At 50.3% G+C, this 17,345-nt stretch carries 12 protein-coding genes; 1 reads left to right on the forward strand and 11 read right to left on the reverse strand.

Going from position 1 to position 17,345, the window contains the following annotated elements:
- Nucleotides 1-4 precede the first annotated feature (4 nt).
- The 9 genes from JIN87_RS04410 to JIN87_RS04450 form a co-directional block, all read right to left on the reverse strand.
- On the reverse strand, nt 5-1,441 hold the full coding sequence (locus JIN87_RS04410; protein ID WP_200354314.1) for a sulfatase-like hydrolase/transferase: 1,437 nt from the start codon (nt 1,439-1,441) through the stop codon (nt 5-7).
- Between the two features lie 12 nt (nt 1,442-1,453).
- Nucleotides 1,454-1,798: a hypothetical protein gene (locus JIN87_RS04415; RefSeq protein WP_200354315.1), complete on the reverse strand. Its 345-nt coding sequence runs from the start codon at nt 1,796-1,798 to the stop codon at nt 1,454-1,456.
- 62 nt (nt 1,799-1,860) lie between these two features.
- Entirely contained in the window at nt 1,861-3,432 is a 1,572-nt protein-coding gene (locus JIN87_RS04420; protein WP_200354316.1) for a sulfatase, read from the reverse strand.
- A gap of 35 nt (nt 3,433-3,467) precedes the next feature.
- Nucleotides 3,468-5,603 (reverse strand): glycoside hydrolase family 36 protein, encoded by a 2,136-nt coding sequence (locus JIN87_RS04425; protein WP_200354317.1) that lies wholly within the window; start codon nt 5,601-5,603, stop codon nt 3,468-3,470.
- Between the two features lie 25 nt (nt 5,604-5,628).
- Complete coding sequence (locus JIN87_RS04430; protein WP_200354318.1) at nt 5,629-7,257, reverse strand: right-handed parallel beta-helix repeat-containing protein; 1,629 nt, start codon at nt 7,255-7,257, stop codon at nt 5,629-5,631.
- Between the two features lie 6 nt (nt 7,258-7,263).
- Nucleotides 7,264-8,700, reverse strand: coding sequence for a sulfatase-like hydrolase/transferase (locus JIN87_RS04435; RefSeq protein ID WP_200354319.1), 1,437 nt, complete (start codon nt 8,698-8,700; stop codon nt 7,264-7,266).
- Nucleotides 8,693-10,042, reverse strand: coding sequence for a sulfatase family protein (locus JIN87_RS04440; protein WP_200354320.1), 1,350 nt, complete (start codon nt 10,040-10,042; stop codon nt 8,693-8,695). The genes JIN87_RS04435 and JIN87_RS04440 overlap by 8 nt, the downstream gene beginning before the upstream one ends.
- Before the next feature lie 77 nt (nt 10,043-10,119).
- Entirely contained in the window at nt 10,120-11,553 is a 1,434-nt protein-coding gene (locus JIN87_RS04445; RefSeq protein ID WP_200354321.1) for an MFS transporter, read from the reverse strand.
- A 151-nt stretch (nt 11,554-11,704) separates the two neighbouring features.
- Entirely contained in the window at nt 11,705-12,793 is a 1,089-nt protein-coding gene (locus JIN87_RS04450; protein WP_200354322.1) for a LacI family DNA-binding transcriptional regulator, read from the reverse strand.
- 371 nt (nt 12,794-13,164) lie between these two features.
- On the opposite strand from JIN87_RS04450, the gene JIN87_RS04455 reads away from it, so the two are divergent.
- On the forward strand, nt 13,165-13,923 hold the full coding sequence (locus tag JIN87_RS04455; protein ID WP_200354323.1) for a carboxylesterase family protein: 759 nt from the start codon (nt 13,165-13,167) through the stop codon (nt 13,921-13,923).
- 14 nt (nt 13,924-13,937) lie between these two features.
- Here the strand turns inward: JIN87_RS04455 and JIN87_RS04460 are convergent, their stop codons facing one another.
- Nucleotides 13,938-15,002, reverse strand: coding sequence for a LacI family DNA-binding transcriptional regulator (locus JIN87_RS04460; protein ID WP_200354324.1), 1,065 nt, complete (start codon nt 15,000-15,002; stop codon nt 13,938-13,940).
- A gap of 155 nt (nt 15,003-15,157) precedes the next feature.
- Nucleotides 15,158-17,254 carry a beta-galactosidase gene (locus JIN87_RS04465; protein WP_200354325.1) on the reverse strand — a complete coding sequence of 699 codons (2,097 nt, stop codon included), beginning with the start codon at nt 17,252-17,254 and terminating at the stop codon, nt 15,158-15,160.
- Nucleotides 17,255-17,345: the final 91 nt, after the last annotated feature.

Genomic DNA, 17,345 nt, shown 5'->3' on the forward strand with positions numbered 1-17,345 from the left:
CATCTCATTCCTTTCTCTTGGCGATCGGATCTGGCAAATCCTTAGTAAGCTTACGATACAATTCAACGAGTTCCTTCTTCTTCTCGGGATATTGATTACTCACATCAATAAGCTCCCCTTCGTCATCAGATAATCGATACAATTCTCCCTCAGGAGGCATCCCTGAAAAGTTATCTCTAATCCACTTAAAGTCCCCTGAGCGAATCGACCAGCTATTCCTATCGAAGCGACGGAAAAAGAAATGGTCATGCGGATTCCCATCCTTTCTGCCTGTAAGATATGGCATCAGGTCAACACCATCGATGATCCGGTCGCCCGGTAAGTCAGCTCCAGCAAGGGTAACAGCAGTGGTAAAAATGTCGGTCGAGTTCACGATTCCGTCATAATCGCCACCTTGTGGGATAACTCCTGGCCACGAAGCTCCAAATACGACTCGCAACCCACCATCGAAAACGGTGCCTTTGCCCTGCCTGAGTGGCAAGTTGACAGCTCCGAAATCATTAACACGTCCGCGACCCAACGCCAACGCCCCTCCATTATCTGCGAGAAAGACGATGAGCGTGTTTTCCCTTACTCCAGCCTCTTCAACTGCATTCACAATCTTCCCAACTCCATCATCTAAGCCCGCTACCATGGCACTATAGACGAGTCGCATGACATCGACATCAACGTCCTTTCCTCGATAGGGCTCCAGCGAGTAGTTTGGTAAGGCGTTTTCACCTTCTGTGGCTTTTATCTTCTCGTAAGCTTCGGTGAAACGAGGCTGGTGCGCCACAACCCGCTCAATCAACGGTTGTGTCGCCTGCATCGGGGAGTGCGGAGCATTGAAGGCGACGTAAAGAAAGAATGGATCCTCATGATTCCGCTCGATGAAATCTACCGCTTCATTCGCTATTAGATCTGTAATGTATTCTTCGAGTTCAATCTTCTCACCGTTATCAATGAGCGATCCTTTATAGTAGTCTTGCGCACCGCCAAGAAAGCCAACGAACTCGTCAAATCCTCTAGCCTGGGGCTGTTGCTCTGGACGATCTCCCAAGTGCCATTTTCCCATCAAACCGGTAGTGTATCCGACACTGCCCAGAACCTCTTGCAGCATGACCTCGCTGGCCGGAACACAATACTCGTTATTGTCTTCCATTGCGAATCGACTCGACGTACGTCCCGTCAAATAAGACGCCCGAGATGGGCCGCAGGTAGAGCTAGCTACATAGCCGTTGCTGAAACGAAGCCCCTCATTGAAGAGGTTATCAATATGCGGCGTTAAGACATCCTTAGTCGCTTCTTCATTTTGAATACCGATATCGGACCATCCCAAATCATCCGCCATTATTACGATCACATTGGGACGGCACACTCCAGAAGCCGTAGCTAGTGCCACACCAACAATCGTAACTACATTTCTGATACATATCAGTTTTCTAAAAACGCTATCGCTCACCTTACTATCCATTCAAAATCCAACCTTCACGGTAATCCTTAACCAGAAAACGATTAGCCCCGGGTCATTGGTTACCATTCCACTCCTCGCATCATAAACCAACTCCTTACCTGCATTATGAGCAACAAGACCGAGCGTCAAAGTTTCGATCATTTTTCCGGCATAGTCAAAGTCGCAGGCGGTTTTTAGGTTATCTATACACGCATTAAACCACTCAGTCCGTATACTCCCAATTGGCTTGGACACCTCATCCTGATTCGGCAAGCCGTAGTAAGTTATATCCGTGTCCTCCCTCAGAGGGATAAGAACTCGATTATCAATATCAGTCACGAGAACTCCCTTCGTTCCCTTAAACATGAAACTGCAAAAGTCTGCACACAGGTCTTCTTAGATTCTACGGATTGAAATTGATATACACTTCAATCAATGCGCTTTCGCGCCTGAAGTTTCTCAAGGGACGCTCTCAGCCTACTCAATGCCGGAGCATGCTCGGGGTCAGATGATAGGTTATCCCACTCATATGGGTCCCTATCATGATCGTAGAGCTCTTCCGAACCATTACTGTATCGAATATAGCGCCAACGCTTACTGCGAATCGTCCAATGCTGCTGATCCGGATCCTTCCTCCCCTCCGCATCTTTCAGCCACGCCCATATCATTGAAACAGCCTCTTCGGGGCCGCTCCACTTTCCACCTATCGGGTCCTTCAGAAGGGAGACAAAACTGGAACCTTCAAGCGGGGCTCCTTTATCGTTCTTTCTGGTATCTCCTTCAAGACCACACAATTCAACCAACGTTGGATAGAGGTCTATCAAAGAAACCACTTGATCTGCCACTTCACCCGCAGGGGTAACACCAGGGGCGCGTACCAAGAAAGGTATTCTGGTGGATTCCTCATAAGGCGAACTCTTGAAAAGGTAATCCTTCTCTCCCATTTGCCAGCCATGATCACTCATCACAATAACGACAGTATTGTCCTTCAGCCTGCTCTGATCTACAGCGTCTATAACTTGACCCACGTTTTCGTCCACGGCAGCCACACTCGCAAGATAAGCCTGAGTAAACGCTCTAATACCGTCCTCAGGAGTTGAATACGATTCAGTCAAGACCCGATAATACCTCCGACCAAGTTGCTCCCGACCAAACACTTCATTTAGCGAGATGTCATCCTTATCTCCCGGCTTCATTACCGGCAACTGCAGGGTATCCTTCGGGAAGCGATCAAAATACCTCTTAGCGACGTGTAATGGCGTGTGCGGTCTGATAAAGCCTACAGCTAAAAAGAACGGCTTGCCTCCCTCCTCCTGAGCAAACTTCTCCAGCCTGTTCGCAGCCCAGTCAGCGTTCATCTCGTCAGGCGTCTGGCTTCCACTACCGTCGCTTGCATAATTGAACGGTTTGAGCCCTTCGCTTTCATCTCCATATACCCAACCACTGGTAGGATCATCATCATTCGCATACGGAATGTCCTCAAGAGGGGCGAAAGAACCATCAATCCGGTTTGGAATATCAGCGAAAGGACTTGGAACAGAAGGATGAGCGACTCTCTCATTCCCGTCGTAGACAAACGGACCATAGTCTGTCTCGTTCTCAAACTCGTCCCAAACATCTCGCTTGAAGTGGTGCATCACTTTCCCCGAGCCAACAACATGGTAACCGTTATCCCGGAAATGCTCCATCAAGGTCTTCGAGTTAGAGAGCACTGGATTCTCATACCACTTGTCGAAATGCAAGTTACCCGATGTACGAGCATGAATACCTGTTAGAAAACTCGAACGTGATGGAGCGCAAACGGGATAATTGCTGTAGGCTCGACTGAATGAAACTCCAGTTTTAGCAAAGCGCTCCAAATTTGGTGTCTGAACCTGAGGGTGACCGCCAAAACCACTAACATAGTCATTTAGGTCGTCGCATATGATAAGGACGACATTTGGTTTATCACGGGCTATTCCTGTTGCAATAAGCAAAAGTCCGGCGAAAACAGCGAGCATTCGCCCACTGTAAATTCGCAACGTATCATTCAGACTCATACGCATTGTATCTTGAAAATACGCGCCATTTTCTTGACCGGCATTGTAACTTCCAAAGTACCTGTCTCCAAATCCCAAACATTGTTCACAGGACGAGCAGATGGATAGATGCACTCTACCCTGGCCTCAAGGCCCTTGAACTGACCAAGCGGAAGGCTAACGGTATCGTCCTTACCTTCAAAACGCCATACGGACAGCAACATCTCCTCCCCCCACTTCAAACCGAAAGCTCCCCAGCCACAATCGTGCTTCGTAAGGCCTAATGGCCACACTGGGGTTCCAGTTGGGATCCTCTCACGGAAACTCTTGTAACACTCAACCGCCTCTTTAATCAGGTCGAGCCGCACACCGTCCATCGCCTGCATCTGACCGCTGAGATAAATCCGCCAACTCATCGATGATACCATGTTCATGATGACTGACTCTTCAGTCGCTTCCATCAAAGGGTAAGCCCACACTCCAGCCTGCTCAGGACAAACTGCTGCTGCACTGTTGATGGATATCCGAGCATTCATCAGGTAGTTCTGATTGTCCGTAGTCGAAGAGGTCGTATGCAGATCCATCAAACCATAGGTAAGGCGCAAACCTCCGGAACTACAGTTTTCTATGACAAGATCAGGATAGCGTTCAAAGATGGCAGCTAACCAGTCCCTGTACGCTCTCTGGTGCCCTAACAAACCATCTCCAAAGCTACCGGCATCCACTTCAGTACCAGGACCAATCTCGATGTTGTAGTCCATCTTGATGAAGCCGCAGCCATACTCTTCTACCACCCGCTTAACGACAGCATTCGCATGCTCCACTACGATTGGATGACGGAAATCGAGTTGGTAGGAATCATGATCAACGACTCGCTTACCGTGCCGCTGGAAAAAACACTCCTCTGGCCAAGTCGAAGCGAGGCGACAATTTATCCCCATGCGCTCCAGCTCTAACCATAACCCAGGAATCATGCCTTTCTTTCGAATATAGTTGAGTGGCTCTTCAATCCCTCCAGGGAAACGCTCCAAAGAAGGGAGCCATTCTCCGACTCCGGCGAACCATGGCCCCGAATCGTACCAACCTGCGTCGATAACAAAGTACTCAGCTCCGGCAGCTTCGGCCTTATCAATCAACGGCAACAGTTTCTCTGTAGTAGGATCTCCAAAAAGACAATTCATGTAGTCATTGAAGACAACCGGAAGCTTCTCGTTATCAACGTGACTTCGACGCATCGCCCTGCGGTAGTCATTAAGTGAGCTGAATGCAGAATCCACTCCTTCAATACACGCTCCTATCGCAACAGGGACAGAAACAAAGGACTCCCCAGGAGCCAGATTCTTCCACCATTGGTTCTCTCGTTCCGTCGGACCGCTTAAATGGAGATATAATTGACCGGCAATATCACCCACTTCCCAACTCCAAGACGCATGACTCTCGATCTGCCAAAACAAAAGTTCCCCAGTTCGGATCGATTCGAACATCCCCATAGGGAGAAACTCCTTACACGACCAAGTTCCCGTATTGCTATAATCGATACGTTTGGAACTGAACTCCTTCTCACTCATCGGAGTAATCCCTAATTCGGCAAGAGACTGACGACGCCACTGAGATTCAGATTTCCACGCGTTGTGAGCAGTATGCAAATACGCGTCCTCTTTCACATCAAGACCTTGATCTTTTGTCAGACCAGTCAAAGCAAAGGAAGTCACATACTCCAGCCCTACATCTTCGCCCCAAATATTCGAAAGCTCGGTCCAGCATCTAGCGACAGGAATCCCATCGAAAAATTGGATATGGCTTACGATGCGTAAACGGTCAGACTCCTGCACGATTTCGATTTTCCGACCGGACTCGTTTCGATTATCGTGGTAATCGATAAATCGAGGGATGTTTCCTCCACAATTCGAACCAGTGTGCTTACCGCCATGGTGGTCATGCTGGTTTTCACCAGAGCAGTGAACTTCAACCAAGGTATATCGACGTCTCAAACGCTCCTCTTCGACAACGGTTTCCGCATCAAATGGCAAAGCTGAAAAATGCAGCAATCGGGCAGCCTCGTCCGGCCCCTTTTCGAATACGAGATTTAGCCCATTTTCTCTAATCGTCACAGTCTCTTCACCTAGGCCTACAATAGCATCTTGAGTTTTCATAATTTCAGTAATTTCTGTTCGCCGACTATCGCTCGATGTTCGAACAATTCTCAAAGTCGATCGGATCCTCTTTTGTCTCTGTGTCACCAATACGTTTGAACGTATTATTAGTAACAGTTCCCCCGTCTAGACCACTCACGATCATAGCTGTGGGGCGACTGTACTCGATAGTGTTGTCTCGGAACACCAAACCGCTCCGACAACCGTCAACCAGTATTTGAGCAGGAGTCCTTTTGCCGAAATGTGCAGCGAACTTCCCGTTACGAACAATGTTGTTCTCAACGACTAGGTTCTCGTAATAAGCAGCTTCCAACCAGTTTCCTATGTTTGGAGAAAGCTTAAGCGACTCCAATCCAGTGTCTTCGATTACATTTCCAGAAATGATTCCGTTACTCCCTTTTGTCAGCACTCCTCGAGAACGATTGTGGCCAAAGAAGTTATTGATAACCTTGAACCCGCTTCCGATCCGATTCACGGCGCAGATAACGGAAACGTCCTCAATCTCGATAGGACGATCAAGCGTCACAATCCATACATCTTGGCAGATTTGTGGATTGATGAGAGTAAACGCCCCCTTTGCCTCGTCTATCTTCTCTTTTGGGTAACCAGAGAACGGTCGTACTTCACGAGCCATCGCCTTCGCAATCAGCTTCCCCGATCTCGTAAGCACCTCTACTGGGTCCCCAGCTTGAATATTAACATCCCGCTTTCCGACTACGGTAAGCTCTTTACCATCCGCTTCAGCCACGATGTGATAGTCTCCCCGAATGTTTACGGCGTCATCACCCATGTAAGCGGCATGACACTCCTCGATAGTAGGTCCGACCTCTGCGTTAATACTGTGGAACGCATCCCAATTGCTCGAACGCATACGAGTGTATCCGACATTAGGATCATCAGATCGACGGTCGACCCGACATCTGAAATAGTGCAAGTTACTAGAAGCCTCCCCCAAGAAACTAAAACAGTTAGACGCGTAGATCGTAACCTCCTCGAAATATAGGTTCTGACACTCGTAAGCGTATACTCCATGTGCGGCGAAGGTTTTCCCATCGATTCGTTCCCGCTTGGTTTTGACCAATAGGATATCACCAACTTCCACGAAGTCATCAACTCCTTCCATATGTCTTTTCCGATGGATACGTATGGATCGATCTTCAAGACGTTCGATACTCTCCAAATCATGAAAGGTTCGAAAGCCAGGTTTCAGCTCGTGCGTTTCTGGGTCATATACCTCAACACTACTCGTTGAAAGATCGTCGATAGGGTAGCCATCGAATACATCGATCTCGAAATACTCGGAAGTATACTCCGTGAGTCGCCCCTGAGCATACAGTTGCGGATTGTAGTCAATGGTTAGATTTGTAATGCGTATGTCCTTACAATCCTCCAAATGAATAGCACGAGTACGATCAGTGCACACAATTTCAGAGTCTTGAAAATCGATCTCGATTCCTCTCAACCCATAGAATTCCAAGTGAGCGATTTCCTGCGGGGCCAATCGATACACTCCAGTTGGCACCTTCAGCTGGGTTTGACCTTCAGCAATTCGAGCATCAATCCAACCTTGCAAATTAGCGACCATCGCAACCGGTTCCGCCCCAGCACGACCAACACAAAAAATGAACAACAATAAAAGAATCTTACTATACATGACCGACTATTCTATCCAGGACGCATCAGCATCGATTTGCTCGAGACTCGATTTAAGGTCTCGGCGTAGTGTATTGAATATTTTAGAACTCTCAGGGTCGTTCGCCTTGTTGTTCATTTCGAATCCGTCGCGACTCAGATTGAACATTTGCGCAGACGCCAACTCAGGGCGTTGCTCGGGAGCTTCATTGTAGAGCGTCAACTTCCAGCCATCAGCACGAACCAAGGACGCATGCAGCATGAGTTCTGGAAACCACGGAGCAGCCCGATCAGGCATTTCGTATTGAATAAACAACATTTCGTCGCGCACCTGCTCCTTCTCCCCAGTGAGTAGAGGAACGATCGAACGCCCCTGCTGCCCCTTGATCTCAGGAAACTCGACATCAGCGACTTCCGAACAAGTGAAAAAGATATCCGCTAGACAAACAAGGGCATCGCTCTCCGTACCCTTTTTCGCGAGCTTCGGATAACGTACATAGAATGGAACCTTCGCAGACTCCTCCCATGCGTGGCGCTTCCACGCAAACCCATGCTCACCGTAGAGAAGGCCGTTGTCGCTTGTGAATATGATCAACGTGTTATCCAGTTCGCCGACCTCCTCTAACGTCTCGAGTAAACGCCCCATAGCGTCGTCCAAATCCGCGATCATCTCACAGTATTTCTCATACGCTTCAGGCATTTCCGCTGCTTTCTTCGCATCCTTGAAAAATCCTTTATCCAGCTCCTGGTTATCTCGATCAGGAAGCCCCTTCCCCCTGTATTTCCCCTCATTTCGTTCGCTCATAATGAACGGAGCGTGAGGGGCAAACGGGCTTAGAAAGATACAGAACGGATCATTCTCATCCTCAGACGCAAAGCGAGCAGCCTCATCGAATAGGATATCGGTCTGATGTCCCATTACTTGCTTGGTTTTGCCATCAATTGAATACTCCTGATCCCGATACAAAAACGTGTTCCACCAATCATAGTGCGAAATGTCCGGAGTTAGCTTATCGCGAGAGGGCCCCTTGTTTATGAACCATCGATCCCACGCTTTTCTCGCTGTATCCTGAAATTCAGTACCTTCGTAGTATTTACCAATGAGAGCAGTTCTATAACCAGAGTCCTTGAAGCTCTGAGGTAGGTAATATTCAAACGTTTCGGGATAGTAAAAATTATCACGACGCATGTGATGAGTCGAATACTGCCCTGTAAAAATCGAAGCCCTAGACGGACCACAAACAGGGCTCAGCGCATAGCAATTATTAAAACGGACACCTTCCTCCGCGAGACGATCCAAGCTGGGAGTCTCCATAAATGGATGCCCCTCACTCGATAACATACCGATACGCAGGTCATCGGTCATGATGACCAAAATATTGGGCCGCTCCCCAGCGAAGACCGTAGCCCCAACAACGAGGAAGCAAAGCCCACCTAACAACTTACGAAAATTCATCTTATTCATATTCCCACTTATGGAGCCAAGGGTCCTTAGTCTCCTTCTGAAAAGCCTTCAATTTCTCACAATAGGCTTCAACCATTTCGGCGTATTCAGTTTTCCCTGCCAGATTATCGATCTCATCAGGGTCGTTCTCCAAATCGTACAGCTCGAACTTCGGCCGCTTGATATAGGCATCCACTTTTCGAACTCCGAAGTACTCTGGCTTGTCCCGTTTCACGACCTCCCAGGTCGCCGAGTTCCACAAATCCTCAGCAAATGAGAAATCTAGCGGGTGAGCGATATTCCAGATAAACTTGTACTTCTTGGAACGAATGATGCGCATCGGGTAGTAGTTCGTGAGCTCGTGAAAACTGTGCGACCCGTAGATCTCTTCCCTCCAATCTTCTGGAGACTCCTGATCAAGGACTGGAAGAATCGAACGACCTTGGAAGCTTACACCTTCGGGAACCACGCCAGCTGCATCTAAGACGGTCGGCGTTATATCAACCCAACTTGCCAACGCGTCAGTGGAGACGCCACGTCGCGCCTGCTCAGGACTACGAACAATAAACGGCAAACGCATTCCTGGATCGTACAGAGTAGTCTTTGAAGCCGGAAACGCGGCTCCATTGTCCGACAGGTAAATGATCAAGGTGTCATCGTATTTGCCAGCATCCTTAAGAACCTGCATTAGACGACCAACCCCGCGATCCAAGCGGGCAATAGATTGGTAGTATTGAGCCAACTCCGCACGCGCCTCAGGATTGTCAGTCAGGAACGGTGGAACAATCACTTCTTCATCAGTAAACGTCTCTTCAACGTCCCCTTCGAACGGCTCTACTGGATTGCCAAAACTGTTCGGCTTACAAGGGTGAGAGTCGATAGTGCGTCCGTCGCGATGCGGATTAAAGGAACACCAATAGAGAAAGAACGGATCATCCGCTTCGATAAACTCGCGGCATGACTCAGAAGCAGCCACATCATCACGATCAAACTCACGTTCTTCACCTCCAAAATCGAAAGGATAGATAGACTCTGGAGCGAAATGCTTCTTGCCTACGCGCCCAGTTCGGTAACCCGCTTCAGCCAGCAGGGCAGGCAAAGTCTTCACCCAGTTAAACGCGGAAAAATGGTGATAGTGATGAGTATGACCATAGGTCCCATTGGTATGATTATGCGTTCCGGTAAGGATCACCGAACGACTCGCAGCACAGGATGGCGATGTACAAAACGCATTTTGGAACATCGTCCCCTCACTAGCCAATCTATCGAGGTTTGGCGTCTTCGCGACAGGATTGCCATAACACCCGAGAGTCTCACGACCGTGGTCATCCGAGACCATCAGCACTATATTGTATTTCTTCATTTCAGTCTCTCCGTTCAAAAATCCAACTACACAGCTCACAAACAAGCCGAGTAACCCAAAGCTCAGTCCACGTCCCTTCATGATTCAGCAGCCTCCTTGCGTTTCTCCAGCTCTGCCTGAATTTCCCGAACGCGAGATTCCTTCAGCGGATACACAAGCAACAACAGAAATGCGATCGAGATCGCGATAACAGGAATGATACAGAAATACAGACGCATGTAGAAAACGGCTTGCTGATCCTGTCCGGCTCCGAGGGCTGCATCAAATCCCGACCAGGTTAGAACATAGCCCGAAACAACAAGAGCTAATGACACGCCCAGCTTGAAGACCCAACCATGCACGGCACTGTACATCCCTTCACGACGCTCCCCGGTATGAAGCTCGTCAAGATCGACGATATCCGGTATCATCGCGTTAATCAATGTCCAGGTTGCCGCGAGACCTCCCGACATCACAATCCCAGGGATAATACTCAACCAAGGGTTCTCAGGCGTAAAGCACACCCATTTCAGAGCCGATCCTACGATCGACAGGATCATTGCGATTCCGAGCGTACCCGTTTTTCCAATACTTCTCGATATTTTCGCGAGTATCGGGACCGCGATCATACAGCAAACCTGCGAGACGATGCCTCCCACAGCCATCAGTACGCCAACCATCTCGGACTTCTCCCCAGCAAAGATGTGGTAAACGGTCACATAGTAGCCCAAATGCCCAACCAGCATCAGTCCGATCAACATCAGCACAGTGATGCCAATCAAAATCTGAAACGGACCCTCTCGAACCGTCTCTTTAAAACTCCTGAAGAAAGATACTTTCTTGATCTTCTCTCCCTTCAGACGACTTAAGGCCGACTCGTGCTCGCGAGCGAAAAATGCAGTCACCATTCCCGCCGCGCAGATGAGGATACCCGCCATGATCCCGGCATACCTCATCCCTTCCGCCATGCTATCGAAGCGGTCCAAACTAATGAACCAGTAGATCCCAGACACCCCGAACGCCCCGACCTGACTGATAACAGTACGGTACGACATCACCGCCGTCCTCTCGTTATAGTCAGGACTCAACTCCATTCCCAACGCGATGTAAGGGACCGAGTAGACAGTGAACGCCAGGAAGAAAATTAACGACGTCACCAGAAACCAGGTGAAATATCCCATCTCAGACAACCCGGACGGGAACAGCCAAATCGACGAAAAGGTTATACCACTTAACATCGCACCGAGAGCAATCCAAGGTCGGCGCCGTCCCCACTTGCTTCGCGTATTATCCGTCAAACTCCCCATTATGGGGTCAGTCATCGCATCCCAAAGCCGGGAACCGCCCATAACCCAACTAACAAGGCGCGGATCTACTCCCAAGCTGTCATTAAAAACTGGATTCGCAAACTGGTTAACTCCACGAACCATCAAGACATAGGACATCATTCCGGTGCCATACCCCATTTTTCGCCAAAATGGGACGCGGTCCTCTAATGGGGTGTCATGCTGATGTTTTTCAGAATCTTTCATTCAAAGTGTACTGGGGTTCAGCAATTGAACAACAATTGCGTACGGGCTTGAAACTTCAGTAGCCTCACCCACGAGACAACCGTTTTCAAACTCGTCAAAAAGTTACGTAACCCTACCAACGAAGCAAGGTCGCCAACAACAGCACCTTACGCTAAAAAGTAAGGGCGGCCTCGTAGAGGCTTCGATCCTCTAGCGGCTCACCGACCTTCATCGTGCTCTCGCCAGACACCCATCGTCCGGCACAAACAAGCTTCACAGGGTTGGGTGGCGGGCCCTTCTCACCAGTATGAATAAGCCCTACCAAAAGATCTACCGCGGAAGCTCCAATTGAATGACTATTCTGATCAACCCCAGAGCAGACGATGTCTTCACCAGGCACCGCTTGGTGGTCCAGCGAAGCAAACCCAAGCTCTTTTGGGCACTCTAATCCCGCCTTCTTCATCATCAAAAACTCGCGAGGAAGTCCAATTATCGAGTCTAGTCGATTCGCCCTAGCCCATTGCCCAAACGCAGAGACATCGTCATCGTCATACAAATACAGAGGAATCTCCCCCTCAGCATTGCGCATTCTCGACCAAAGCAAATAAGCGGAACTCCAGCGATGCCGGTTGCGCGCTTCAGTCGTTCGAGACATAGCAAAGCCAATTCTTCGATAGCCCAACGACTCTAACTGGTAGAGCGACTCCAGCATCGAGGAATAGTGATCATGACGAACGACTCGGAAATGCGGATCATCAAGTTGCTCGTTAATTTCCACCACACTCGCGCGACTCCAATCAAAGTCGATCGTACGCCTTCCCTCGGACATAAGCTCAGCCCCTGTAGGAGCTAGAACGATACCGTCAATTCCCCTGGCATAAAGAACGTCAGCGAGTTTGATCCCAGGCTCCAAAGCCCAAAAGGACTCAAGTTCATAACCAATTTCCTTTGCCCGTTCCTTTGCCCCTTCGAAACATCCAGTAATATGAGGGAAATCCCTCCACCCTTCTGCTGTCTTATGAGTAGTCAGAAAGGCAAGGCGTTCTCCAACCGACGAATGCCCAGTCTCCGCGACAGCCGCCAACGCCTTAGCAACATTCGGGTTTGGTTTGTAACCCAACTCCTGCGCGATTTTTTTGATCCGTCGACGATTCTCTTCAGAAACTCCGGGAACCCCACGAAGTGCCTTCGAAACAGTCATCCGAGTCACGCCTGCTACTTCAGCGATATCACGCAAACAAACTGACCGATTGGACTTCATATTTCCAGAAGGAAAACCAACCTTCCCATCAAGACAACCCATATCCCTCGAGAGAGTAATGATCCATAAGATAACTTAGCCCAAAAGTTCCATAAAGCGTATCCAAATAGCGGATAAGATAGAGCAAGATGCTGATCGGCAACGCATTGTTTTAGTCACCACACAAAAACGAACGAAACCCAAAGCCGCTCGAAGTAAAGTGACCCAAACGCCTTTCCAGAACAGGGAAATCCTCCATCACGGCCATCAGATTCGAAAGCCGCCTTCGAAATGGCGCTGCGGCTCGTTAACTCAAACAACTCGGGCGACATCCCCTCGATCGCGATCAAGCCAGAACTCGTCACCGGAAAAACCGTCAAATAACCCCAGCAATGAAGCCCCTAATCCTAGCCGTCCTAGCCTTCGCCACCCTCGCAAACAGCGCCCCCCCAGCCCTCCAAACCCTCGCCCCGGAGCCGCACGAGCAGACCACCAGCCTCAATTCAAAATACTGGGCCTACCTCCCCTCAGAAACGACCGCGGCCAAACTGCCCCTGATCCTATTCCTGCACGGCGGAGGCGGCACCGGAAGCGATATCCACAAGATCAAAGGACAGCCAATGGGCGTCTGGAAAGGCATCCAACGATTCGAAAAAGGCCCTTGCATCATCGTCGCCCCGCAGTGTCTGAGAAGTCCTCGGGAAAGCAAAGACGGTGGCTGGCAAGTGGATGATCTAAACCTCCTCCTCCAAGACCTAAAGGCACGCTTTCCCATAGATTCGGAACGAATCTACCTCAGCGGAAATAGCATGGGCGGGTACGGAGCGTGGATGTGGGGTGGCCACAATCCCGAACAGTTCGCGGCGATCGCCCCCATCGTAGGCGGCCCCAAAGAGGTAACGCCCGATCTCGACCAATGGGCATCCAACCTAGTCAAAGTACCCGTCTACGCATTCGCCGGGGCTCTGGATAAAGTCGTTCCTGCCGAGCGATCCGAACGCATGGTCAAAGCTATCCGCGCCGCCGGTGGCCAAAAGGCCAAACTTAAGAGCTATCCGAATGCCGGACACGACGCCTCCCACCTCGTATTCGCCTCCGCTGAGTTCTACGACTGGATGTTCTCACAACGAAAGCAGGATGAGCAGCGCTGAGCTTTCGAATACGTTCAGCCGTCCCGATGCAGGAACAAGCTATGCATGATCGGGGCATCTCCCTTCGGTTCGATTTCCGTCAACGACGGTCCCTCGACCCAATCGACATCCGTGTAAGCGACTTTCGGATTCACCGGACACCCAAACTCGGCTCTGCCCAGTTGGGCGTCTAGCATATCGATGATGGCCATTCCAATCTTGTAGGGAGTCTGATTCACCCGAGCGAAGTCAGTGTATTCGTAGACTGGAGTCGGGAAAACAATCCCGACATCCTCCGGCACCCGGTACCCGCATTGTTTGAGCCAATCGACCACATAGGTATGTGTAGTCACGATCGCTTCGAACTTATTCGATTCGTACCAATCGATAAAACTCGATGGGTCGCTCGGATCTATCATGAACACCTCAGAGCGCTCGTCCTTGGGCAACTGCGACTGTAACCACAAATAGGGTACAGAAAGACTGTAACGCCGATAGTCCTCATGGTCCGGCCGCATCACGACTCCAATCTTACGGTACCCCTTCTCATGCAATTTTTTCAGGCAAAGCGCCATCGCTTGCTGATTGTTGGTTTCCACCAAATTCAGACGCGGTTTGGTCAGTGTGTGTCCGATTGTCACTGCCGCAAACTTCTCCCAATCCAAGTCGATCGTCTGATGCGTCTCCATGGGCATCACCACGACGCCTTTAATTCCTCTCGATTCTATGATCTGGCTCAAGCGCTTGCCGCGCATTTTCGGCTGCTTGGCCCAAAACGTCTCCACTTCATAGCCCAACGCTTTCGCCTGAGAGTGGGCGCCATTCACGAGTTCTCGATGAAAGGGATTTCGCTCTTCGGGATCCGGAATGTCGAAACAGTGAATCAAGGCGACCGTAGACCGATAGCTGATCTCCTTCCCCGCTCTTACCTGCTTGAGCATATGCTTGTAGGCCGCATTCGGCACATATCCTAGAGCGTCAGCGATCTGCCTAATCCGAATCCGCGTATCCTCTGGAATCTTGGGGCTTTCCTTAAGAGCCAGCCACACCGAGGTTTTCGAATATCCACTCTCTCGAGCGATGTCGCGCAGCGTCGTCATAATCTAGTCGGGGGTAAGGGTTACAATCAAAGGACGTACGCCCCTTCCGAGGCAGTACAAACACTCGATAGAAAAACGATCAGCTATGCACCGCAAGCCTCATTGGACTAGTCAACCAGGCCACCCGACTGATTGGAGCCACTGTCCAGCGGCAACTAGACTCTGTCCACCAATACCGCCGTTCCTTCCTCGTCCCTTCGAAAGTACGCTTTCGGCTCCACCGCCAGGATTCTAAAGCCATAGGCAGGGATGCTGACGAGCTCCTCTGAATCGATCTCGACGCCGGTCTCAGTATCTATGCACCGACCCGGAAGCCTCAAGCTCCCTCCTTCGCCATCGAAATTACAAGCGATCAAAGTCTCCGAACTCTCGCTGTCCAAGGACTCCCAAGGAGAGACAAAGGAACCTTCGGAAACAGTAAACCATTGTTCAACTGCAGCCCCTTGTGCGTAATGAGAAAAAAGCGCTTTCAGGAATTCATCATGCCTTTCGCCACAGGGCTCCGATCCCAACACGACAACCTTCCCCTCACCCAGAGCATTTTCACTCAGGAAACCTAATCCCGGCGTCGGCCCTCCTTCAATAGTGCCCACCATTTTCGCTCCTTCGGATTCCAACAGATAGGACCAACCAGTCAGTTCGACTCGGGCATCGAACGCGACTCCCTCGGCACCACTGTTGAAAAGTGGATACGAGTGTTTGACTCGTATGCCAGCAATCGCCTCGACACACCCCAATCCACGGTCAACGGGCACCGTGTGCTCAATTGTCCTTCCCCCAGTCAACGGACCAGCGATCCAAGTCCCGCCAGCACGAACAAAAGCCTCGATCCGACCGAGCATCTCTTCGGAGACAGCTGGCATAAACGGAGTGATCAATACTCTTCGGCCCTCCAGCGAGTCTCCTTCTGGAACGACATCGACATGCATACCCGTCGAACGCAAGACCCGGGACCATTGCGTAAGCAGTTCGCAGTAATCGAGACCATTGTGAGGTTCTGTATCCAACATTACCCGCCCCGTATCGGACCACATCAACGCCACTTCCGCCCGTTTGACACGCTTACCACTCAAAGCTGGCTCCAGGATCTGTCTCGCTGCCTCCACTTCCCGGCAAGCCTGCATCCCCACGGTCGGAGAATCCCAAGACTGCATCAGGCATCCGTGCGTAAGCTCGGCTCCCGCTCTCTGCTGTCTCCAAACCCAATAGCAAAACGCTTTCGCCCCGAGCGCATAAGCTGCAACCGCCTCCGCCTTCACAAAGCCTTTCGGATGAGGTTTGTGAAAGCCTAAAAGGCTTCCGTTATGCGCAGAACTCGTCTCCATAAGCCAGAAGCTTCTATCTGGCTTCAGGTTTCTCCAATAGTCATAGTTCGTTACCATCCGGTACCAATTATCCGAGTCAACATAGTGGTCGAATGATACGAAATCCATCGACTCCATTACGAGTTCCGGATTCGACTGGAACAACATTCCGGCGTTGTGAGTGATCGGAGCTTTGGAAAACTGACGCACAATCTCAGCCTGCTCTGCCCCGTATCCCGCAATCCGCTCCCTATGAAAACGTTTCCAAGCAGTAAGCAAAGAGGCGTTGTGAAGTCCAGGACACTTAACCGGAAACGGCACTTGCTCAAAGTCCTGATACTCCTGACTCCAAACGCCCGTTCCCCACGCCGTATTCAGATTCTCAATCGTCTCGTAGCGTTCCTTCAACCACTCTTCCCATACTGGGCGAACGCTGGGGCCGTAGTCCTCGGAAACGTCGCACTTGAACTCGTTGTCGATCTGCCAAGCGATCAGGGCAGGATGCGCACCCAAGGCCTTCGCCATTTCAGTCACAATGATTCGACACCGTTCCCGCACGTAGGGATGTTCGATCGCAGCATGTTGGCGGCCTCCATGCGACATCACTCGCCCTTCCTGATCATGCAGCGTACGATCAGCATGGCCATGCGTTAACCAAATGGGCGGCGTCGCAGTCGGAGTTCCCAACACTACGGCCAGCCCGAGCTCGAGGGCAATGTCCATGACCTCCTCGAACAACGAAAAGTCGAATTCACCTTCTAACGGTTCCATCTTCGACCATGCGAATTCTCCGATTCGAACCACAGACAAACCTGCATCCCTTACACGCTCAAGCTCCTCGCGCGGCGACTGCATTGGCCACAGTTCCGGATAATAAGCAGCGCCGTGCCACAAGATATCCATTGGTCCAGGAAATTCAGATTCACCGTTCGTAGTCTTTTCGTTCATACAAAATCAAATTCTAAAAGGGGTTCCGCTTCCTCATCGAGGAAGCCACAGGAGTGATGGTCTAAGATAATCTGCTGCGGTCGCCCTCAGC

The sequence above is a fragment of the Pelagicoccus mobilis genome (assembly GCF_016595505.1).
In the GTDB taxonomy this organism is placed as follows: Bacteria; Verrucomicrobiota; Verrucomicrobiia; order Opitutales; family Opitutaceae; genus Pelagicoccus; species Pelagicoccus mobilis.